The 23,576-nt window shown below is 46.4% G+C and carries 14 protein-coding genes and 2 rRNA genes; 14 read left to right on the plus strand and 2 right to left on the minus strand.

The genetic code is table 11. The annotated features are described in order from the left end of the window. The 3 genes from QNM19_RS05020 to QNM19_RS05030 all read left to right on the plus strand — a co-directional run. Positions 1-83, plus strand: a 23S ribosomal RNA gene (locus QNM19_RS05020); the annotation flags it as partial. A 116-nt stretch (positions 84-199) separates the two neighbouring features. Then, positions 200-314 (plus strand): 5S ribosomal RNA (gene rrf, locus QNM19_RS05025). Between the two features lie 1,557 nt (positions 315-1,871). Next, on the plus strand, positions 1,872-3,284 hold the full coding sequence (locus QNM19_RS05030) for a glycosyl hydrolase family 18 protein (RefSeq protein WP_284026431.1): 1,413 nt from the start codon (positions 1,872-1,874) through the stop codon (positions 3,282-3,284). Between the two features lie 55 nt (positions 3,285-3,339). Here QNM19_RS05030 and QNM19_RS05035 read toward each other — a convergent pair whose 3' ends face one another. Continuing rightward, positions 3,340-4,053 (minus strand): metal-dependent hydrolase, encoded by a 714-nt coding sequence (locus QNM19_RS05035; protein WP_197094222.1) that lies wholly within the window; start codon positions 4,051-4,053, stop codon positions 3,340-3,342. A gap of 176 nt (positions 4,054-4,229) precedes the next feature. On the opposite strand from QNM19_RS05035, the gene QNM19_RS05040 reads away from it, so the two are divergent. From QNM19_RS05040 to ccoG, 5 genes are all read left to right on the plus strand, one after another. Next, on the plus strand, positions 4,230-4,379 hold the full coding sequence (locus QNM19_RS05040) for a hypothetical protein (protein WP_156202150.1): 150 nt from the start codon (positions 4,230-4,232) through the stop codon (positions 4,377-4,379). Between the two features lie 80 nt (positions 4,380-4,459). Continuing rightward, positions 4,460-6,514, plus strand: a complete 2,055-nt coding sequence (locus tag QNM19_RS05045) for a DUF1800 domain-containing protein (protein WP_049863184.1) — start codon at positions 4,460-4,462, stop codon at positions 6,512-6,514. Positions 6,515-6,526: 12 nt separating this feature from the next. Next, positions 6,527-7,870 (plus strand): DUF1501 domain-containing protein, encoded by a 1,344-nt coding sequence (locus QNM19_RS05050; RefSeq protein WP_049863183.1) that lies wholly within the window; start codon positions 6,527-6,529, stop codon positions 7,868-7,870. 64 nt (positions 7,871-7,934) lie between these two features. Continuing rightward, positions 7,935-9,371 carry a sigma-54 interaction domain-containing protein gene (locus QNM19_RS05055; RefSeq protein ID WP_049863182.1) on the plus strand — a complete coding sequence of 479 codons (1,437 nt, stop codon included), beginning with the start codon at positions 7,935-7,937 and terminating at the stop codon, positions 9,369-9,371. A 138-nt stretch (positions 9,372-9,509) separates the two neighbouring features. Next, complete coding sequence (gene ccoG, locus QNM19_RS05060; protein ID WP_049863181.1) at positions 9,510-10,895, plus strand: cytochrome c oxidase accessory protein CcoG; 1,386 nt, start codon at positions 9,510-9,512, stop codon at positions 10,893-10,895. Positions 10,896-10,902: 7 nt separating this feature from the next. On the opposite strand, the gene QNM19_RS05065 is transcribed toward ccoG, so the two are convergent. Continuing rightward, entirely contained in the window at positions 10,903-11,787 is an 885-nt protein-coding gene (locus QNM19_RS05065) for a transporter substrate-binding domain-containing protein (RefSeq protein ID WP_049863180.1), read from the minus strand. A 301-nt stretch (positions 11,788-12,088) separates the two neighbouring features. Between QNM19_RS05065 and QNM19_RS05070 the strand changes: the two genes are divergently transcribed. From QNM19_RS05070 to QNM19_RS05095, 6 genes are all read left to right on the plus strand, one after another. Continuing rightward, entirely contained in the window at positions 12,089-12,703 is a 615-nt protein-coding gene (locus QNM19_RS05070; protein WP_049863179.1) for a TroA family protein, read from the plus strand. A gap of 161 nt (positions 12,704-12,864) precedes the next feature. Beyond that, on the plus strand, positions 12,865-13,827 hold the full coding sequence (locus QNM19_RS05075) for an acetoacetate decarboxylase family protein (RefSeq protein ID WP_284026432.1): 963 nt from the start codon (positions 12,865-12,867) through the stop codon (positions 13,825-13,827). 9 nt (positions 13,828-13,836) lie between these two features. Continuing rightward, on the plus strand, positions 13,837-16,074 hold the full coding sequence (locus QNM19_RS05080; protein ID WP_049863178.1) for an NAD(P)-binding protein: 2,238 nt from the start codon (positions 13,837-13,839) through the stop codon (positions 16,072-16,074). A gap of 142 nt (positions 16,075-16,216) precedes the next feature. Then, positions 16,217-18,448 carry a TonB-dependent receptor gene (locus tag QNM19_RS05085; protein WP_049863177.1) on the plus strand — a complete coding sequence of 744 codons (2,232 nt, stop codon included), beginning with the start codon at positions 16,217-16,219 and terminating at the stop codon, positions 18,446-18,448. 39 nt (positions 18,449-18,487) lie between these two features. Further along, complete coding sequence (locus QNM19_RS05090; protein WP_049863176.1) at positions 18,488-21,169, plus strand: ATP-binding protein; 2,682 nt, start codon at positions 18,488-18,490, stop codon at positions 21,167-21,169. 535 nt (positions 21,170-21,704) lie between these two features. Continuing rightward, on the plus strand, positions 21,705-23,408 hold the full coding sequence (locus tag QNM19_RS05095) for a hypothetical protein (RefSeq protein ID WP_284026434.1): 1,704 nt from the start codon (positions 21,705-21,707) through the stop codon (positions 23,406-23,408). Positions 23,409-23,576 lie beyond the last annotated feature (168 nt).

The raw sequence follows: 23,576 nt of genomic DNA on the forward strand, positions 1-23,576 counted from the left end.
GACTACAACGTTGATAGGCGAGATGTGGAAGTGGTGTGAGCCATTGAGCTAACTCGTACTAATTACCCGTGAGGCTTAACCATACAACGCCAAAGTGGTTTTGTTTGTTAGAAGTTAAGAATTAAAGTAGACGATAAGAATTTAATACGCTTTTCCAGATTTTAGTGAGATGTTGTTAAACATCTTGCACACAGAATTTCCTGGTGAACATAGCATTTTGGAACCACCTGACCCCATGCCGAACTCAGTAGTGAAACGAAATAGCGCCGATGATAGTGTGGGGTTTCCCATGTGAAAGTAGGACATCGCCAGGGCCTAATAAAAGAAACCCGTTGCAGCAATGCAGCGGGTTTTTTGCTATGTGCGATTTAAAAAAGTGTCGATGAAGTTGTAGATAGAATTGCGTTGTCTATTCATCCATGAAGCTGGGTCCCATCGCGCGTCCTTGCGCTCATCTCAATGAGCTGCGAAGCGGTGCTTCGGTCTCATTTCGTCCATGTGAAAGTAGGACATTGCCAAGCTCCTAATTAAAGAAACCCGTTGCAGCAATGCAGCGGGTTTTTTGCTATGTGCGATTCAAAAGCTCTAGACAGTGCGGTGTTGTCTATTCATCTATGAAGCTGGTACTAGCAGTCTTTGGGGACACTTCCCAGTGGAGGGCTCCTTTTGTGCTGTGAATAGGTCTGCGTTCTCTACAATTGCTCATTTCACCTTGCGCAAAGGCCGCGCTAAAGCACGACTTTGCACGATAGCTGCGAAGCGGTGCTTCGGTCGCAATTCACCCATGAATATCATCGACATTCGTACCTCCTTGTACATCAAAGCTCGATTCGAAAGAGTCGGGCTTTTTTGCGTTTGGAATTTAAAAAAGCGTCGATGAAGTTGTAGACAGAGCGGTGTTGTCTATTCATCCATGAAGCTGGTACTAGCAGTCTTTGGGGACACTTCCCTGTGGAGGGCTCCTTTTGCGCTGTGAATAGGTCTGCGTTCTCTACAATTGCTCATTTCACCTTGCGCAAAGGCCGCGCTAAAGCACGACTTTGCACGATAGCTGCGAAGTGGTGCTTCGGTCGCAATTCACCCATGAATATCATCGACATTCGTACCTCCTTGTACATCAAAGCCCGATTCGAAAGAGTCGGGCTTTTTTGCTATGTGCGATTTAAAAAGTTGTATAACTTTCCGATCACAAAGCCCACACCACCGTCATCCCGCACTTGATGCGGGAACTACTAACAGGCCAAAATGTGAGCAGGAGATCTTACAAGTTTCATCAGACTCCAAACAAAAAAAGCGGAACTCGAAAGAGGCGGGTTTTTTGCTCTGTCATTAGCTCAACTCTTTAATTGCTTCACTAAGCCCATCTAAGGTCAATGGAAACATGCGACCAGCCACAAGCTGATGCCGCGCGCGAAAACTGCGAAAAATGGGTTTTTAAAATACTTAAACAGCTTTTCGAATAGTTAAACAGAAATTTGCTATTATTTGGGGTCTCGTAATCCACCACCACCTGTAACTTTCTCCCTGATAAATTATATTTCACCCGCGTTATTACCCAGTCACCGTTAACAACTGTCCTGACTCCTGTAACGTTATTAACTATCCATCGTACAAGGCATTGGCAAGCTGTTCATGGACGTGCCTCGCTGCAATCAGTGTACGAGCTGCGAGCTGGCTTTTCAGCACCGTCGAACCGGAGCAGCTTAAAGTAGCTGGTTTCGGCGTTTGAGATCTGGGCTATTAGACTAAGGTCGAAGAACATGTTGCCTGTATGATTTTTGTTCGCTCTGTTACTCTGGGAGGGCAGGTCATCAACTCTTTAAATGTCGGTGCGGCCTGCGTTTGCCGACAAATACAACATGGAAAAGGTAATGAAATATAAAAACTTATTAATGGCGCTGCCATTGCTTGGTGCAATGGAAGTCGCGCTTGCGGTGGACTGTAGCAACTTAACTGACTGGCAGGCTCAGAGTGTCTATACCAAAGGGGATTCAGTCACTTATCAGTCTGTGAGTTATACCGCAAAGTGGTGGACTCAGAATCAAAACCCCGCAAACAACTCTACGACTTACGCTGTATGGAATAAGGATGGTAATTGCGACGCGACTGATCCGGTACCGCAAGTAACGGTCACCTCACCGAGCAATAACGCGAGCATTATTATAGGAACGCCTATCGATTTGTCAGCATCTGTTTCTCATCCGCAGAATGTTGCGATTGAACGGGCTGAATTCTTTATCGATGGTACGCTGATTGCGACAGATAATACCGCGCCGTATTCTGTGCCATGGCAAGCACAAGGGTTAGGCAGTCATCAGTTACAGGTATTTGCAGTTGATGCCGCAGGCGGCAAAGGGGAGTCCAGTGCAGTAAACTTTACTGTCGCAGCCGATGATTTCCCTCCGGGTGATCCTAATTTTAAAATAGTCGGTTACTTCCCAAGCTGGCAGGGGGCTGTTAGTGATATCCAGTTTGATAAACTGACGCATATCAATTACTCATTCTTGTTACCTAACGCAGATGGCACACTTCAGCCGCTTGAAAATTTGAGTAAAATGACAGCGCTGGTAAATTCTGCGCATGCAAACAATGTAAAAGTTGGTATTGCTATAGGTGGCTGGAATGGTGGCGATGACAGCGCATTTGAAACATTTGCGGCGTCAGCACAAGGTCGCGCGACCTTTGTACGCGAAGTAATGGCCTTCGTAGCGTTACACAACCTGGATGGTGTAGATATGGATTGGGAATATCCAGATCCTGGTACTTCAGCAAATAACTACGCTTTGTTGATGAAGGAACTAAGTGTAGAGTTGCGTGCTCGTGGTAAGTTCCTGACCGCTGCGGTTGTTGCGTTAGGCTATACGGGCGGTGGTGTTCTGGAGTCTGTATTCCAGGATATCGATTTTCTGAACCTGATGGCTTACGATGCGAACAATGGCAATCATGCGTCTATGCAATATGCCAAAGATTCCATTGCATACTGGCAGAGTCGTGGCCTGAGCAAAGAAAAAACAGTATTAGGTGTGCCTTTTTACGCGCGCCCAACCTGGAAGGCATATCGGACTTTGGTTCAGGAAAACCCTGCTAATGCCTGCCGGGATACGGATGGCAGCAGTTACTATAATGGTATTCCAACTATCCGTGCCAAAACAGAATACGCAAAACTCAATGCTGGCGGCATCATGAACTGGGAACTGTCTCATGACAGCAAAGGCCCGGCTTCATTGCTAACCGCGAAGTGGGAAGTCGCTAAAGGTTTAGCACCTAGCTACACCTGCCAGTAATACATAAATAAACACAGAGTTCAGCAACTAACTTAGTTGCTGAACTCACCTTCGATTAATAAAACTGTTTTAAAGTTTCCATATCTGGCAGCAAGGGCAGGCTGATCAGTTTGCTTTGCCAAAGCTGAATGACCTCGGATATGTCTTCGTAATGAGGGAGCAGTAAATAGCTTCCCAATAGCACTACACCTAACTGAAGCAGGGAAGCCAGCGGCGCACTGGTCGCGACGGGCTTGAGCGCACTACCAAAGGAGGCTTTCAGTTCATTGTTATTGATGTCTACTGCGTAGCACTCATCGAGGATCAAGTGGGTCAGCATGCCTAATACCACCATCACTGCGCATAACAACGCAAAAGGCAGCCCTTCATCCAAATGCAAAGGGATATTAACTGTGATGATGGCAAACATCAGCACAGACAACAGCGAGTGGCTTGCGCCGCGGTGAATGGTATAACTTTCAAATATAGGCTTCAGGCCATACATAATAAGTAGATAGACGCCCAACCCGGACAACCAGATGCTGAGCAGAGAATGAAACTCGATGGCCAGTGGCAGAGCAATGGCTGCACACAGCGCAAATATCGAAAACAGACTATTTAACGAGCGTGATTTGTCGGCATCGAGATCTGGCAGAAGACCTGCCAACGTACCTAATATAAATAGCAGCAATATATTGCTCATATCGGCAAGGCTCGTTGCCAGTATAACGGATGATGCGGCGGCACTGACTACCACAGCTGCTTTGAAGTGAGTTGCAAAATTGGCCACTAAGTAAATTTCCGAATGTCTGAAGACTACACCAGCCATAAAAATGAATCTGTGGCTGCTCTATCGAGTCTGATCATAATGGCATTATTATTGTTTTACTAGCTATAAAACAGGGGCTTATTTACCACGATAGTCGCACAGTGTGAGCCAGTCGATAAATAAGGTGATGTTACCCAGTGCAGGAAGAGTGTGCGCATATCAAAGTTATGGTCGGGTATTTGCCCGTGCCTGTAATGAATAGTGCTGAGCTGTTACAACAGCAAATTGTCTGCAAAGCTGGTCGTCAGGATCCACAAACACTGTTAGAAGAGTGTATAGAGCTTTAGAGAATGATAGTAATTTAGTATATGTTTTTTCAAAATGCTCTGTTATAAAAGTATTAAGTTCTATTGTGGACACTGCAATTATGAATACTCACCTTTATTTTGCGGCGTTTTGCCTGACAACCCTGGTCGCCTGCGGTGGTGGCTCGTCAGACAGCAGCCCAACCTCAAGTAATACGTCATCAAACACAACAACAGATACTCCAACACCTCAGCAGTCTGCCGGAGATACTGAACAACCCACGCAAGAACAGGGTGATAACTCGGAAGATGAGGGCAACAACGATGTTGCTGAAGGAACTGATGAAACGCCCGAGCAACCAAACACGCCGCCTGAAGTCGTTGTCGCTGTCACTCAGCCCGAGGTGATCAAAGGTGCGCCATTGACCTTGTCTGCCAATGTGGCAGACCCTGAGGATTCTTCATTTCGCTATCTCTGGAAGCAGTTAAGTGGCCCGGAAGTGGAACTGGGTGATGTCACGGGCCCAACGCTGGTAATTACTTTGCCAGAAACTTACCAGGCTACTGGTGATACTTATCAGTTCTCAGTCACAGTAACGGATCCGCAGGGCGCAGAGACAACCTCTGAGATAGATGTCTATGCCAGCAATGCGATGTCAGACGTTCAGGCCGCATTGCTCTTACACCAGGGAACCATGGGGCCAACACTCGAAGAAGTGAATGCGGCTACTGGTATGAGTGAAGAGCAGTGGCTGGATGCGCAAATGGCATTGCCGGCAACTCTTCATTCTCCGTTATTGGAGAACTACCCTGACAGAGATACGCCATATCAGATAAATCGTATTGATGCCTGGTGGAAAGCCACACTGAATGCGGATGATCAACTGAGACAGCGCGTGGCTTTTGCTTTGAGCGAGATTTTTGTGGTCTCAGACGCAAACAACGCATTAAAAGGCGAACCGGAAGGTATGCTGGCCTATTATGATCTGTTACTTGAGCATGCGTTTGGCAACTATCGGGCATTGCTGGAAGCTGTGACTTTGTCACCTGTGATGGGGACCTATCTCAGCCATCTTGGTAATGAAAAGGCAGATCCTGCGCGCAATATTCGACCCGACGAAAATTACGCACGAGAAGTCATGCAGTTGTTTACTATCGGGCTTGATATGCTTAATCAGGACGGCACTATCATGCGTGATGATAACGGCCAAAGTATCGCAACCTATTCTCAGCAAGAGATCACCGGGTTTGCACGTGTTTTCACGGGCTGGACGTTTGCATTCTCGGCTCGCTGGAATCGTCCAAGCCGCAATTTTAGTTTGCCGATGCAAGCATTTCCAGACTATCACTCAGAGTTTGAAAAAACACTACTGAATGGTGAAGTGATCCCGGCCGGTGTCGGGCCAGAAGACTCTATGCAGCTCGCTTTAGATAACCTATTTAACCATAGCAATGTTGGTCCCTTTATCAGCAAGCAGCTTATTCAGCGTTTGATCACCTCAAATCCTACCGCTCAATATGTAGAGCGCGTTGCTATGGTATTTAATGACAATGGGAGCGGTGTGCGGGGAGACCTCAGTGCGGTGATCCGTGCCATTTACCTGGATGATGAGGCGCGGCGGTATGGGTCTGTTCTGGCACATCAGGGAAAAATTAAAGAGCCAATACTGAAAGGGGTTCAGATGTGGCGTACATTGGATGCGCACAGCGAAGAAGGTAACTACTTCACCTGGAACCTGGATGACAGATTTGGTCAGGGCCCGATGTTATCACCTTCCGTATTTAACTTCTTCAGGCCAGATCATCAGCCAGCAGAGCTGAGTGAGCAAGGTTTGTTTGCACCTGAATTACAGATAGCGAATGATGCTGCGATGATTGGCACGTTAAACCAGCACTATAGCGACTTGGTCTGGCGCATGGCTGAGCGCCACGATACGCTCAAGCCATCGGCAATTTATTTGTATGGTCACAGCGATATCTCATTGCTCGAAGCCAGCGGGCTCAACGCGTTGCTAGACAGATATAATGTGCTGTATTTTGCAGGCAATATGTCACAAGCAACCCGGGAAGCGTTCATTGAGCTCGACGCATACTTTGTGAATAAAAGTGCGGCAGACAGAGTCGGACAGCTTTTGTTTATGGTGTCACTATCACCCGAATTTAACGTGCAGTATTAGGAGGCCGGCAAGATGAACAAGAGCAGAAGAGACTTTCTATCACTGTGCCTGAAGGGAGGCATGTCGGCTGCAGCATTGACCAGTTTGCAGCTTCAGGCGCTGTCGGGCAGCGTAGAACAACGTAACTTTTCAGACTACAAAGCTCTGGTATGCGTGTATCTGTATGGCGGCAACGACTCCATGAATATGCTGGTTCCGCTGACGGGCGATCACCGTACCTGGTACGAAGCAAGCCGCCAAAACCTGGCTGTGCAGGATCCGCTGTCACTGACAACTGCCAGCCAGTTTGAAGGTGGCGTTGGCCTGCATCCTGCGATGTCTTCATTACAGCCTTATTTTGACCAGCAGGCTTTGGCCTTTGTGGGCGGCGTGGGGACTTTGATCACACCGACGTCCTTAGCTCAGTATCAAGCCAGGAGCGTGCCATTACCGCAGCATTTGTTTTCGCATAATGATCAACAGGCAACCTGGATGCACGGCCAGGAAAAGCAAACGCTTAACACCGGCTGGGGTGCAAGGTTATTAGAGCGGTTAGATCAGGGCACGGTATTTGGCAGCAATATTACCGTAGATGGGGCAAATCCATGGCAAACTGGCATGAATACCAGTGCGTTTGCATTGAGCAAAAGCGGCATCAGTAAAATTAACGCCCTGAGCGGTTATGAGCCGCGCGTAGAGCATGTAAGGCGCGTGATGCAAACCTTGTTTAACCAGACGTCTCATCCGTTGGCATCGGCGTATGGAAGCAGGTTAAATGGTTCTATTGAACATACTTTATATATGAATGCTTTGCTGGAAGAGGCACCGGTACTGGCTACTGAATTTGGCGAATCGAGCCTGTCAGCACAATTGGCAGCGGTCGCGAAAACCATCAGTATCCAGTCCCAACTGGGTGCTAAACGACAGATCTTCTTTGTTTCTATGGGTGGATTTGATACGCACGACGAGCAGGAGTCTGCCCATCCGGCATTGCTGGGCGCACTTACACAAAGCTTAGTAGAATTCCAAAGTGCCCTGGCTGAGCTGGAGCTGACCGAGCAGGTTAGTACATTTACCATGTCTGATTTTGGGCGCACATTAACCTCTAACGGAGATGGTACCGACCACGGCTGGGCAGGCAATCAGTTGATACTTGGTGGCGCAGTAAATGGCGGAGATGTGCATGGCGCTATGATGCCACAGCAGCTCGATGGCTCAAATGATGTCGGAGGCGGACGTCTGATCCCGGCGTTCAGTAATGAACAGTATTTCGCACCGCTGGCACGTTGGTTTGGTCTCGCGGATAGCGAAATGACAGAGCTGTTTCCGAATCTTAGCAATTTTGATGCACAGGCACTTTCTTTATTCAAAGCATAGTCGGGTAGTTTTGCTTCTGCACCAGTCATGTTAGATTACTTCGTGAAATATCACGAGGTAATCTATGTCTTCTGTAATCGCACAATTCTTGAACGATCCCCGTCTGCTGCTTAATGCAGTTGGCGAAGGAATATACGGCTTTGATCTATCAGGTAATGCCGTGTTTATTAACCCGGCCGCAGAAAGAATGACAGGCTGGTCTGCAGACGAGTTATTGGGCAAGAAAATACATCAATACCATCACCATAGTTATGCAGATGGCACGCCTTATCCAGCGGATCACTGCCAAATTTATCGAACCATGTTTGACGGCAAGACCCGGCATGTCACAGATGAGGTGTTTTGGCGCAAAGATGGCAGTTGTTTCGCTGTGGAGTACACGTCAACACCCGTATATAAGGATGGCCAAGTTATCGGTGCTGTCGCGATATTTCGCGATATATCAAAACAAGTGGAGGCTGAACAGGCACTGAGAGACGCGCTCGAGCAAGTTCAGACGCTGTCTGAGCAACTCAAAGAGGAAAACAGCTATCTGCTGGCAGAGATTAATGAAGACTGGCAGGATTCCGGGTTGGTGGGCCAGAGTCATATTTTTCAGACTATGCTGGAGCAAATAAAGCTGGTTAGCCAGACCGATAGCACTGTACTGGTCCTGGGTGAGAATGGCACCGGAAAAGAACTGGTTGCGCGGAATCTGCATCGCCTGAGCTTAAGAAGTAGCCAACCGTTTGTACGTGTTAACTGTGCCGCTTTTTCACCCAGCTTGCTGGAGTCTGAACTGTTTGGCCATGAAAAAGGGGCGTTTACAGGGGCGAATGAACGACGTAAGGGGCGTTTTGAACTGGCACATCAGGGCACGTTATTCCTCGATGAAATTGGCGAGTTGCCACTCGAAGCACAGAGCAAGCTACTGAGGGTGCTCCAGGAACAGGAGTTTGAGCGTGTTGGGGGGAGCAAAACCATTTCAGTAGATATTCGGGTGATTGCCGCGACCAACCGAGATCTGTGGCACATGGTGGAAAAGGGGGAGTTCAGGATGGACTTATACTATCGCCTCAATGTCTTTCCTATTAAAGTACCGGCACTCAGAGAGCGGCTTGAAGACATCCCTTTGTTATGCGCCAATATGCTATCGCGGCTTAACGCTCGTTTGGGTAAGCAATTGCGTGGTATCGCCAAATCTTCACTGGTAAAGTTACAGGCTTATGACTGGCCGGGCAATATTCGTGAACTGCAAAATATCCTCGAACGTGAAGCCATATTAGCTACAGGCAGAACACTCAGGCTGACCCAGGCACTGGCTGCAAATATGGGGGAAGCGGCCGTATCTCAGGATTTATCTCTTGAACATGCCCAGCGGGAACACATACTCTCAGTTTTAGAACTTTGTCAGTGGCGGGTGGCAGGTGAGCAGGGCGCAGCAGCACTACTGGGTATGCCAGAAAGCACTCTGCGATCAAAAATGAAGAAGCTAAATATTCAAAGAGAACGTGATATATAACGGGGTTTCGTGATATATCGCGATTTGATGTTTTTCATTAATTTTAAAATCATTATAAAACAACAGGTTAAAAACTTTCAGTTTGGTCTGAAACTTGCAAATTGTATTGGTGTGTTTCACTTTCAATAAGCAAGTATTATGAAGTTCGATATTAAAGAAGAAGATATGATCATTAAGCCCTATAAGCAGGATGGGCCGATTTATATCCGCGAACAAAAGGGGCCTTTCCAGCAGATCCGTCGCTATCTGGGTTGGTTCCTGATGTTGGTTTTCATTGCCATTCCCTGGATCCCATACAAAGGCCAGCAAGCTGTATTACTGGATGTGGCTTCTCAGCAGTTTCGTATTTTTGGCGTCACTTTATTACCGCATGATTTCATGATCCTGGCCTGGGTATTTATGGCTGGCGCATTTGGCTTGTTTTTTGTAACTAACTGGCTGGGCCGAGTGTGGTGTGGTTACACTTGCCCGCAAACGATTTGGATGCTGATGTTCACCTGGGTTGAACATCGGATCGAAGGGACTCGAAACCAAAGAATTAAACTGGATAAAAGCAACTGGGATGGCAAAAAAGTATCTAAGAAACTGGCAAAACATGCAGTGTGGTTGCTGATCTCTGTCTTTACAGCCACTTCTTTTATGGCCTATTTTGTGCCTGCTAAAGCGCTCTATACCGATATGTTTACACTGCAATGGTCAGGTCTTGTGAGCTTTTGGGTGTTTTTATTTGCATTTTGTACCTACGGGAATGCTGGTTTCTTGCGCGAGAAAATGTGTAACGTGGCTTGTCCATATTCACGCTTTCAATCTGTGATGTTTGATAAAGATACCCTAGTTGTATCATACGATAGTGCGCGGGGCGAAAACCGTGGTCCCAGAAAACGCAAAGCAGATCACAAAGCCATGGGATTAGGCGATTGTGTTGACTGTAATCTATGTGTTGAAGTGTGTCCGGCGGGCATTGATATCAGAAATGGTCTGCAATACGAGTGTATTAACTGTGGACTGTGTATTGACGCCTGTGATGAGACCATGCATAAGTTTGGCTATGAGACCGGGCTTATCAAGTACACCAGTGAAAACACGCTGTCGGGTAAAAAGACGAATCCGTTCAGGCTGAAGTTGGTGGGATATGCGGCCCTGTTCGCTATGATTGTGGTCACTATGGTGGTCTGGGCAATGAATCGTACGCCTATAGAAGCTTCAGTGATCCGCGACAGAAACGCGTTATACCGCGTGAATTATGAGGGGCTGGTGGAAAACCCTTATACCCTGAGTATCATCAATAAAACCCAGCAAACCTTGCATTATCAGGTTGGGATCAGTGGGATAGAACATGCCAGTTTATCAGCGCCTGATTCGATCAGGATTGAGGCGGGGCAAATGCTTCTGGTACCAGTGACTGTTACAGCGGATGGTTATGATTTAAGCCGCACAGCAACACCATTGAAGTTTGTGGTGACGGCCCAGGAAGATGCGAGTATCACCATAGAAAAAGAAAGCTACTTTTATAAAAACCGCTAATAGCGGGTTAGTTTCGGTCTTCTCCGATGTGCACCTCATTATTGAATCGAGCTGTTTCATTAATGAGGTGCCTATTCAGTTTGTCTTTCAAGTGAGTTGGTAGCCATTTTAACATAATGCGTTTGTACGCCTCTGTTTTGACCAGGTTAACTAATGCCTGATCAAACAGGGCCACAGCCTTTTTGCCCCAGGCATTGTTGGTACAACCGATATAGCCCTTGGCGATAAGCGGAACGCCGATTAAGGAAATTTGCGTCAGGTTATCTGCACCAAGACGCTTACTCAGGTAGTAGTGTTCACTTGGATAGCCCAGGACCAAGTCCACCCGCTTTTTAACCAGCATATTGGTGAGGCTTTGCAGTGTATCCCATCCAGGACGGATCACAATCTGATCGCGTGGTAATCGTTCGATAAGCTTATCGAGCTTTTCTCCATATGAACGGCTTTGCGCGATGCCCAAAGTAAGGTCATGCTTGAGCATCAGATCGACCAAAGATACCGGCTTAAGGACGTCCAATCCGAGTTTAAGTATGGTTTCTTTTCTGAGTGCCAGCCCGGGTGACAGGCCTACTGTTGAATGGTGTTTTGTATAGGTGATGTATTTTTTTCTGCTGGCTGTTTTATAAAGCGAAATCATACAGTAGCCGTTAGGGCTGTGACTCAGCTCATGGATGGCGCGGCTGGCTGGAAAGCTATGGTGATAATAGTCCAGTGTACTTAACTGAGTATGCAATAACGAAATTACCTGTTCATCTCGCCCTTCGCCTTCATCCCGGTCTGCATAGATGTAGTAAGGTGGAAAGTCTAAGGTGATCCAGGATATAGCATGATTCTCGATATGCGCGTAACAAACTGATGTAATACACGTTAACAACAGCAAAAAGAACTTCACGCATTTCTCCGATTATGTCACCTGAATAAAGAGTTTAGCAGAGGTCCTAAAAAAGCGGAGAATATGGTAGCTCGGGCCGGATATTTCATAGAAATGGCTAAGCGGTATATTTGAGTTTTAATTATTTTTACAAATGGTAATGGTTTGCTACATTTTAGAGGGTTCCACCTCAGTTTGCACCGCTTGATGAACATGGATAGACACACTTAGTTACGCTGCAATTGGTGCACTTTTCAGTTAAGATGGGGGGTTAGCGTAACGATTAATATAATAATTAAATTGGAAATAAGAGAAGACAATCATGGTTACGCTTATCGTCAGTGATATATTCGGTCATAGCGACTATCTCGAGGACTTTGCACAAAACCTGGATGGTGATTGCAAAGTGAGTTCTCCCTACGGTGATCGGCAGGCAAAAGGACACCTGCCAGAAAGCCAGGTTTATCAAAGTTTTATCAATGAAGTTGGGCACGATGCGTATATGCGAAAAGTATTGGACGACATCCTGGCCTACCAACCGGATCTGATCATTGCTTTTAGTGCTGGGGCGGTTGCTGCCTGGCGGGCTTTGTCTGCAATCGCATTAAAGAGCTCCGTAAAGCTGATAGCATTTTATCCCGGACAGATACGGAACTATTTGCATCTCAACCCTGGCTGTCGGGTTGATGTTTTTTTTCCCTATCAGGAAAGCCACTTTGACATAGTGCCAGTAATGGAAATACTACAGCAACAGCCCAATGTTGAGTGCTTCCGTACCCGTTATGAGCATGGTTTCATGAACAGACTGTCTACACATTACGACAGTGATGCTCACGAGCACTACCTTGCGAGGTGTCAGGGAGAAGTGGCGCAGTTGGCAAAGATTAAATTTAACTATCGACGCATTAAAGATGAACTAGACTTAGTGTCATCTTAATCATTGTGGGCACTTAACACCCCGGTTATCGGTCATGGAAGTACAGCTTTAAGTTGTGATGTGGTGGTTGCTGATAGCGCATGGGAGCAGTGATAGCAGTTTATTTGTTATCGCTGTGTTTCTGTCGCCGCATACTACTACCGCAATAGAAGGAGTTTTCTATGTCTGAAAAACTGACTATCCCTTATCGCCATTTTTTGGGTAACCCCATTGCTAAACCACCTTGCAGAATGCTCAATGCAATGATGTATGGATTTTTTTTAAAAGGGAAAATTGAGAAAATACAGGCGTTTTTCGATGCTACGTTGAACTCCGTACCCAATGAAATTAACACCTACAAGGCCATATCTTCGCATTGTCTGCTGACATTTACTGATATCGAAAATATCGCATCTAAGGTTCCGCCATTTAGTAATTATGGCTACATGCAGGAAACAGATATCATTATCTGGGTACCAGTTGCTGAAGTATGTAAAAACACCAACCGTATGACTCATCTTTATTGGTATCCCGCATTTATCACTGTGAATAACATCAATGCGCTGATCAATGGCCGTGAGACCTGGGGGTACAACAAGTACTTATGTCGCTATGAAATGCCCAGTGACCGGCGACATGCCGATCACTTCTCTTTGAGTCTTGAGACTTTTCAACCCTACGATCCAAATAAAAAAATGGCCTGGTACGAGCTCTTATCCATCGAGCGGGTGGCGGATGATGACACCTGGTTCGAGGAGGCGGTAGAGATAAGCAAGGAGGTTGCCGAACTGCTCCATGAAACTGCCAGTGAAATCGATATTAGTAGCGAGTTTATCAAACAGCTACTAACTGGGTTTACTAACCCTATGTTAGACCAAATCTTTTTCAAGCAGTTTCCGGATGGCTACGCCACCAACAGTGTGTACAGTGCGGTTGTTCACTCTCCTTCAGAAGTGAAAAAGCTCCACAAACTGGGCTTTTTAAAGGACGAATACAAAGTCACCATTAATCAGGTTGATGCATTTCCTCTGGAAGATATGTTTGGGATCGCAGTGGGCGAGCAGTTTGCAAAGCTACCTTATTATCTGTGTATGGACTTTGATCAAGACGGGGCTCATGAAATTGTCAGAGCGGAGTTGGGGTAGGGTGTCATTATGAGCAAAGAAAAAATCGCAATTTTAGGTGGTGGCGTATCGGCTATGACCGCCGCTGTTTATCTGACAGAAAAAGAAAACTGGCAGGAAGACTATGAGATTACAGTCTACCAGTTAGGCTGGCGCCTTGGCGGGAAAGGGGCGAGTGGGCGCAATCCTGATGCACATGAGCGCATTGAGGAACATGGCCTCCACGTTTGGTTTGGCGCATACGTAAACTCGTTTCGTGCGATTGAAACCGTTTACAATAACCTCGACCGACCAAGTTCTGTACCTATTGCAACATGGCAGCAGGCGTTAAAGCCACACAGCTTTGTGGTGTTGCAGGAATTCATTGATAATGAATGGGAAACCTGGCCGGTTGATTTTCCATTGGTGCCAGGCAATCCGGCGGATGGTACGCTGGATCTGCATTTTTGGCAGCTGATCCAGATGACCATTGCCTGGTTGCACAAATGGATAGATGGATTAGAAGATGAAGTGGAAGCTGCGCACCGAGAGATCCGACTGCAAACGCGTAAACGTCGTGACCGAGGTTTGTTGCAGCACCTTGCCAGCGAAATCACGTCGGCATTTGATAGTCTTGAAGATAAAGTGTCTGACTTCTTTGATAGTGCACATGATGAGGCCAAAGAGATCTGGTCGACTCCCAGATTATTGATCACACAATTGCATGAACTATTGAACTTGCGGGCATCGGACAAAAACCTTTCAAACAGCCGTGACCGCTTGGTTACCTGGTACATAGTCCGCAAGCTTAAACGCTGGCTCAGAGCTGAAGCGCGAGATCTGTTGGATGATCATCCTGGCATCAGGCGCTTATACATTTGCGCTGACCTGGCCATTGCGATGCTGATTGGCCTGCTTCGTGACCATGTCCATTCAGATGGCTTTGAGGCAATTAATAAATATGACTTTAAGGCCTGGTTGAAACGCAATGGTGCCGATGAAGAGTATGTTGTCGAATCAGCGCCCGTGAGGGGATTTTATGATCTCGTGTTTGGGTATGTTGATGGTGATTTTGATAATGGTAATGTCGAAGCGGGTGTAGCCTCACTGGCGATGCTTAGGTTGATGCTGTGCTATCGCGGTGGCGTAATGTGGAAAATGCAGGCTGGCATGGGCGATATTATTTTTTCACCCATTTATGAACTGCTGGCTAAACGCGGTGTTAAGTTTGAGTATTTCCACCAGGTTGACGAGTTGATCCCGACATTGCAGGGCAGTGAGCACGTTGTGGACGAGATCACGATGACTCAGCAAGTAAAGCTAAAAAATGGGCAGTACGATCCGTTTGTCGATGTTAAAGGGTTACCATGCTGGCCGGATAGACCGAACTATGACCAGATAGACGATGCACAGGCTGCGTTATTACAGCAGAATAATATCAATTTGGAATCTTTCTGGAGTAACTGGCCGGCAATTTATGAAGCTGAGTTTGGTACGTCGTTGCCAACATTGTCACTTAAGCGTGGCCGGGACTTCGATAAAGTGATCTTTGGTATTTCTGTCGGTGGTCTGGAGCATTTGTGTCCTCAGCTGTTAGCGCTGGATAGCAAGCTCAGTTTGCAAAGCAGTGAAGTCAAAACCGTTGCAACGCAAGCATTTCAGGTTTGGCTCAATCAAACTGACGAACAGCTCGGGTTTAATTACACACCACCCAGTGAAGAACGCCCCATTCTCAGCGGATTCTCGCAACCTTTTGATACCTGGGCAGCTATGTCTAATTTGTTACCGCATGAAGACTGGCCTGCACACGGACCCAAGAACATTGCCTATTTTTGCAGTGCGTTTGGTTGTGACGAGTACCCACCCAGTAACCACCATAGTTTTCCGTCAGAGCAAAAAGCCAAAGTAAAAGTAAACGCCATCAATAAGCTCGCGACAGAAATGAAACCGCTATGGCCTAATGCCTATAACGCGGCGGGTCAGTACAACTGGAATACCCTTTATGACGACAGCATCGCACAAGGTGAGGAACGATTTGACAGTCAATATTGGCGGGTTAATGTCGATCCCAGTGAGCGATATGTCTTGTCTGTGGTAGACAGCAGCCAATACAGACTCCCAACAGATGGCAGTATTTTCAGTAACCTTTACCTGACAGGAGACTGGATCAGCACAGGTGTTAATGCCGGGTGTGTTGAAGCTGCGGTGATGGCTGGCATGCAAACCTCTCGAGCCATTTGTGGATTACCTGAAAATATCAGTGGTGAGGATGGCTTTAAACCGGACTAATCTCTGTATAGCTGACTATTCAGGGAGCCAGGTTAGCTAACTATAGAGATAATATACAAAAGACCTCCGATTTTGTTGGAGGTCTTTGCATTTCGACTATACTCAAACAAGCACAAGCGTGAAGCAGAAAAAGAGCACGGATATGTTTAAACTCTCAGCGATATCAATTTCAATAATTACAGTTTTTTTCTCTCCCGTAAGTGTTTTTGCAAACAATGATAGTATCGAAGTCATCGAGGTTTATGCGCAAAAACGTAAGCAAACACTAGAGGAAGTGAGCATTTCAATAGCGACTCTGAAAGGCGATAATTTGACCAGTCAGGGTATTAAAGACATCAGTGAAGTAGGCGGCTATGTTGCCAACTTTAAAATCAGCCAGAATGCTGCCGAGGGCACACCGCCCGCATTGAACATTCGAGGCGTAGGGTTAATTGACTATAACACCGCCAATACGTCGCCCATCGCAATGTATATTGATGGCAGGCCGGTTGGCTCTGCAAACAATCAAATAGCCAACTTGTTTGATGTTGAGCAAATTGAAGTACTGAAAGGTCCACAAGGCACTTTGTTTGGACGTAACAGCACTGGTGGCGCACTGCTAGTCAGGACTAAGCGTCCAGATGATGGTAACTATGGCTTTATTAAGGCCGGTGTTGGCACCGATGAATGGCGTCGGGTGCAAGGGGCGTATAATGCCAAAGTTAACGAGCTAAGCGCGTTACGATTTTCTTTTAATCACACTGATTACGACTACACAAGCTACAACCTATTTGAAGCAGCTCCGGAAGCGGGCCTTAAACAGCAAGATGCCCGACTTAGCTACTTAGCTGAATGGGATGAATTTACACTTTATGCCAAACTTGAATATGGCCACTGGGATGGGATTGTGCAGCCCGTTGGTAATATCGGCATCTATAAAGATCCTGTTAATGGGGTGCGTTGTACGCCGGCGGAGGCTGGTGGCCCAGGGTGTTTTGACATGTTTGGCTTCAATGACGGCAGCGATGATTACTGGGCTGTTCGCGTGAATAATGACTCTCCCCATTTGTCTATCTATAAAGGCTGGACCATACAAGGCGATTGGCAAATCTCAGACAGCCAGCAATTAACCTACATAAATGGCTTTAATCGCCTGGACAGACGACACGCATTTAATTGTGATGGCAGCCCTGCGAGACTGTGTGAAGGGGAGCTTGGTCTGAAGAATGAGATGCTTTCAAACGAGTTGCGATACAGTCAAACCAGTAACAAAGATCACCTTACACTGGGTTTATTCCATCTGGAAGAGCGTATCTATCAGGATAATTTCAATGATATTTTGCGGGATTATCGTGGACTTTTAAGCACTGACCTGACCAATACGTTTTTCTATGACAATGAAATTATAGTAAAGTCTGTGGCGGCGTTTGCGCAGTATGAGTGGCAGCTTAACGACGCACATCGCATTACTGTCGGGCTTCGTTATAGTGATGAAACGGTAGAGTACGATTCCGTTTCCCAGCTGAATATTGTTGCAGATATTACACAGGTAGACGGGGTGACGATCCCTTACTACCACGTTGATGGTGAAGTGAAAGATGATGGTCTGTCCGGTCGTCTGGCCTGGAATTACCAGTATTCTGATTCTCTCATGTTCTACTATAGTTTTGCTAATGGTACCAAAAGCGGTGGATACAACGGCGGATTGCTGGCAACAGAAGAGCAGGCAAAGTTAGCCGACTATGGCCCTGAGGAGCTCTATGCGCACGAAATTGGGGCGAAATATAACAACGCAGATGACTTATCTATCAATGGCGCTGTGTTCTTCTATGATTATAGCGATCAGCAAGTGTTTATGAACCAGGCCTCAACTACGCCTGGCGCACCACCACTTCAGTTACTAGAAAACGTAGGTAGCTCAAAAATATACGGTGCTGAGCTGGCCTTACAATATAAGCTGAGCGAGTCCCTCAAGTTTAGAGGTGCAGCCGGTTATGTGCCTGAGGCAAACTTCGACGAGTTCATTGACCCGGTGGGCAATGTACTGACGGACAATCGTTTACCATTTACCCCGGAGTGGAACATCAATGGCGATGTCACGCACTCTGTGTCATTTTGGCATGGAGAGTTGGTTTCAACGGTTGGGTTTGATTATCAATCCGAGTACTACTTCGACCAAAACCAGAATGCTTACGCTATGCAGTCAGGGTATACTCTGTGGCGTGGCAGCGTGCGTTTTGAGCGAGGGGACTGGCGCTTTGGAATATGGGGAAAAAATCTGTTTGATAAAGAATACAGCCACTTAAAGTTCGATTTAAGTACTTTTCTCGGCATGCTGCAGGACTTTAAAGGAGAGGGGAGACGCCTTGGGGTGGATGTTATGTATAGATTTTAGCCAGGCATTGGCCTCGAGCTGCTACAGTTTAGGTCTCAAATGGGTAGTGTAAGACTATTATGCACAGTGTTGCTGTGCCTGTTTACTTTTTTTGCAAACGCGAGTGTGTATGTCTTTGACGGTACACAGCGAGGGCAAAATTTACATGATAAAGGAATGGTGCTGTCGGCTCAAAATGGCGCGCGTTTCCCGGATAGCTTCGCTGAGGTTGAACAGTGGGCAAGCACACAGCCGGAGCAGACGAAACGTGCGCTTTTTTCTGGCCGGTACTGGTTAGTAACAGAAATTGAAAATCACTCTAAGTACCAGGATTTGGTGCTCTACCCCTATAATACTGTGCTGTCTAATGTCGAAACACGTATTTACTCAGAGTCTGGCGTGGAACGGTTTTTTACTGGTGGTATGCATGCCAATGAATACCCCTTTCACTATGGTAATAAAATACATCTTTTGCCTAACCAGAGGTACTTTGTTGTTACCTTGTTTGAGAGCGACTACTTTTACACACCAATCAAACTAGAGCTTATTCCGGTCAAAGAGTTTGAACGTCAGGTAACAATTGATAACTTACTTATGTCCCTTTGTTTTAGTGTGGGCATTGTACTTGGTTTGTATAACCTGCTGATTTATATCGGCTCCAAAGATATGACTCACTTATACTATGCCATGTTTGCTGCAACCTGGGTGTTTGCCTGGAGTCATTTCTTTCATATATCCGATCAGCTTTTTGGATTCTACTCCGCCCATTTACACTGGCTGGGTTTTGCGCTGACGCCCATCACGAATGTGCTATTTTACAATCAACTCCTCAAGCTAAAAGAGACCCATCCATCTTTGTCTACTGCGTCGCTTTGGGTCGGTGCAATTGGTGCAATCGGTACTCCCTTTTGCATCTTGTTTCCGGGGTTTGGTTTTCTCTGGGCGACCTTGGCTACGGGGTCTGCTTTGTGTATGGGGCTTTATGTAGGCGTGTTGCGTTTGATGGAGGGTTTCAAACCCGCTCGTTATTTCGTTCTGGCCTATGTCTGCATGGCAATTCCTAACATGGTTGGCAATGTCACTAATCTTGGGTTATTGCCTCCCATTGCGGTTAACTTATATTTAATCGGACTGATAGGTACAGCACTTGATGCCTTACTACTGGCATTTGCAGTGGCCGACAAATACCGTCTGACCAATGAGCAAAATATTGAGCTGAATAAAAACCTCGAAGCAAAGGTTCTCAAGCGGACTTATGAGTTAGAGCAACTTGCGTCTGAATTACGCGATGCCAGTGAGGCTAAAAGTCGCTTTCTGGCAAACATGAGCCATGAAATTCGTACACCTATGACGTCGATAATTGGTTATGCCGACGGCATTATGCTCGGTGATATCAAACCTCATGAGCGCAACCATGCAATTTCGGTGATTTTACAAAATTCTCGTCATGTTCTGGGCCTCATCAACGACATTCTGGATATGTCTAAAATCGAAGCAAACCGGCTGGAAGTTGAACTCATAGAGGCGAATCTGTTTCAGTCTATAACCCATGTTGAGTCCTTGCTGGGTAAGCAGATTAGAGATAAAGGGTTGGAGTTTGAACTGAATTACCATTTCCCTTTGCCTGATTACATCGTCATTGACCCGACCCGTTTGCGACAAATATTGCTTAACTTAACGTCGAATGCACTTAAGTTTACCTCTGTTGGTAAAATCTCCATTGATGTCAGTTGCACGCAGGATACCTTGTCGATCAGAGTGCAGGATACCGGAATTGGGATGACCACCGCGGAGCAGAAGGAGTTATTTAACGCTTTTCATCAGGCTGACTCTTCAACAACCAGAAAATACGGGGGAACCGGCCTTGGGCTTAATATCTCAAAAAGCCTGGCTCAGAAACTCGACGGAGACATTGAAGTTGAAAGCGAAGTTGGTTCGGGTACCGCTTTTACTTTGTCTGTGGGCTTGTACACTACGCAGCGTACTAAATGGCTCAACACTTTCTCGGAAATTCATCAAACTCAGGAGCCTGGTGCAGAGCCGGAGGGTTATGAATCCGAGTCATTAAAAGGCGAAGTATTATTGGCCGAAGATCACGTTGATAATTGCCGCCTGATAACCCGTATTCTGGAGCGGATGGGACTGAGTGTGACTGCGGTTGAGAACGGGCAGCTCGCTGTGCAAGCTGTGTTGGACGGGGAATTTGACTTGATCCTGATGGATATTCAAATGCCCGTGATGGACGGTGAGCAGGCATTTAACTTTATTCAGGCTACGGGTAGCACGGCACCAGTGATAGCTTTAACGGCAAACACGATGAGCCATGAAGTAGAGCGTTATCTGAAGCTTGGCTTTACTGACCATCTGGCTAAACCTATCGACAGAGCTGAGTTCGCCAGAAAAGTCAGTCACTACCTGAATATTACTGTTGAAGAAGACCTGGCTTTACCCGATGAAGAGTTTTCGATACTGAAATCTCAGTATATTGCAGGACTGCATGAGCAACTGGTGCAGTTGCAAAATCAGCTCAAATACCACGACTTTGAAGGGCTGGCAAGGTCCATACATGCACTTAAGGGCACATCAGCAATGTTTGATTGTCACGATATTTATCAAACGGCATCTAAAATAGATGTTCTACTTAAAGAAAAAGAATACGATAAGGTCAACGTGCCTATGGCGGAACTCCTGGAGTTGATGCATATCGCGATACAGCAGTCTGAATGTCATCAGGCTATATGATACCAATTTCACTTAATGCCTGGTTTATTTGAAGGAGCAAATAGGACGCTAACAGCGTTAAAAACTTCTCATTTAGAACCTTATACCTTAGACATGGGTTCACAAATTTTTGCCTCGCCTACATGGATGTAGGTGCCTCAGCGATAGCAGGACGCGAGAGCGGTATTATTGACCCTTTTTTCTCGCCTCAAAATAGATCATTTAATTAAGCAAATTGGTATGAGAGCCGACTACTGCATTTTTATTGCGCTACAGGCTGTTTTAAATGTAATAAGTTGTTCGATTTTTGTTATTTAGCGATCGCTACTTTTTGTTTTGGAAAAATCAATAAAGTGTAATGCAATCACTACACTAGTCTTATTTATGTAATGTAAATGAGAATACATGCTTTTACTAGGTTTGTGTAAAACCAGGAACATCAAAGTCTTAGCGATGAAGTGCTCAACATATTTTCACACTTCAGGATGGTGTATTTTTGAGCTGCTGGTCTTTTTGGCTTACCTTTAAAGCGGGTTAGACAACAAGGTATGCAACTATGAAAACACCTATTCCATATATTCTATTGGCTTTGTTAGCCGGGTGCTCTTCATCAGATAACGATGAGCCGAGCAATACTAATACTCAGGAGCAGCAAGCGCAAACGCCTGCTAATAATGATGCCACCAGTGATAACGCGGGCAACGACACTGATAACTCTGATGGTGATAATTCTGGCAATACGGATCCGGGCGATGGTAGTACGGATGATAGTAATGACCCGGGTGAACCCGATGATTCGCGCGGTATTTATTTTCCCACAGAGGTCATGGCGTCTTCTCCTTTCAGTGACAGCAGTGATGAAGTTGAGCGCGGTTTTGGTAATCGGCCAGCGGTGGAGTATGGCCCATCTGTACCAACCTATTTGTGGTCTACGCAGAGGATTGGCCGGATACTCAATGGCACCGTCCCTTTACTGGATGTATTTCGAGTTCAGTCATTTTATCGCAACAGTACGAATGCGGACTGCTTTGGACCGCAGGTAGCCTACACAGGTCACCCAGATGCGACTGATCCTGCTTCGGCTTCTGGCACTTTACCTGGGGGTGACTTAGGGTTGTGGTCAGAGAGTGACAGTACAGGTAATGCGTGTGCTGTTGCACAAACTAATGCGCTGTTAAGTGGGATCAGAGATCAGTCGAGAATGAGTCTGATGACCTTAGCCAGTATGGTCTCAGCAGCACTGGATTCGGGAATGAGCTTGCCCGCAGATGGCAGCAGCATTGATGTGACCGGCGAAATGAATGCCAAAGGTATTGCTGGTGTGACTTTCAGCGGAGCTGCTATTACTCGCTCGGGGAGTGAGTGGCAATATACCGTTTCTCTGACATACACAGTTAGTGGCTCTGATTACGACATTTCATTATCTATGGCACACATACCCGGAGCGGATCTGCTTAATTACTCTGGCCATCTTACTTACCAGGTGGAAGGTGAACAGGGCGTTAGCGGTATAGAATTTCCAGGCGGCAATTGTAGTCAAAATGAACGCACCAGAACGGGTTCTCTGGCCTATGAGCGTTCGGGAGACAATATGTCCCTTCAAGCCAGGGTTGCCACTTTGTGTGGCCACAGTAACAGTGGCATGTTCAACAGCGACAACCAGGTTGATGTGAATAACAAGTATCACAGTGTCGATAATCCGGATGGGTGGAGTGAGAACTTTTCGATATTTGGCGCAAATTTTGACCTTACAACACTGGCTGGACAATATGCCTATGTCTGGCAAGCCGGCGTGAACGACAGCAACAGCCGAATTTTCAATATTGGATTTAATTCCCCCAGCCTGGACAACGGTGAGGCGCACTTTGGATATGGAACAACAATTGAGGAGACAGACGGGCTTATTCAAGGCTTTATCTGTAACTGGGCGGGACCTGGGAATGATCACAGCATGCAGGCATTCTCGCAGCGTCAGTTCTTTGAGTACGACAGTGCAACAGCAACTTATGATGGAACCGGTAGTAAAGCAAATATTGAATATGCACCTACTACGTCTTGTAGTTATGACGGCTCAGGCAGTTTTGTATTCGATATAGATGCCAGTGGCGTATTGGGCGATACTGCTCTGGAAGATGCATCATTGGCGTCCAGTCAGGACCTGTGGGCACCTACTGATCCGAGTAAAACTGTTGCAGAGTCCATCACTGACCGAGGTTTATCCGTACCAGCAGTGCCTTATACCTGGCCCGTTGATGAATAAACCGGTGACAGCGGGTGCTCAGCTGAGGGCCCGCATTCCCTTATCCATGAAAAGCTTGCGGTGGATCAAATTCTTTCCTGCCATCGACCAATGTCTAGTGTTGTCTTTATTTCAGTAATTCTATGTTTAATAGCGTACTCGTCGTTAACCGGGTGTTAGCCAGTTGGC

Origin of the sequence: Pseudoalteromonas ardens (assembly GCF_030125445.1) — a bacterium.
Classification (GTDB): Bacteria; Pseudomonadota; Gammaproteobacteria; order Enterobacterales; family Alteromonadaceae; genus Pseudoalteromonas; species Pseudoalteromonas ardens.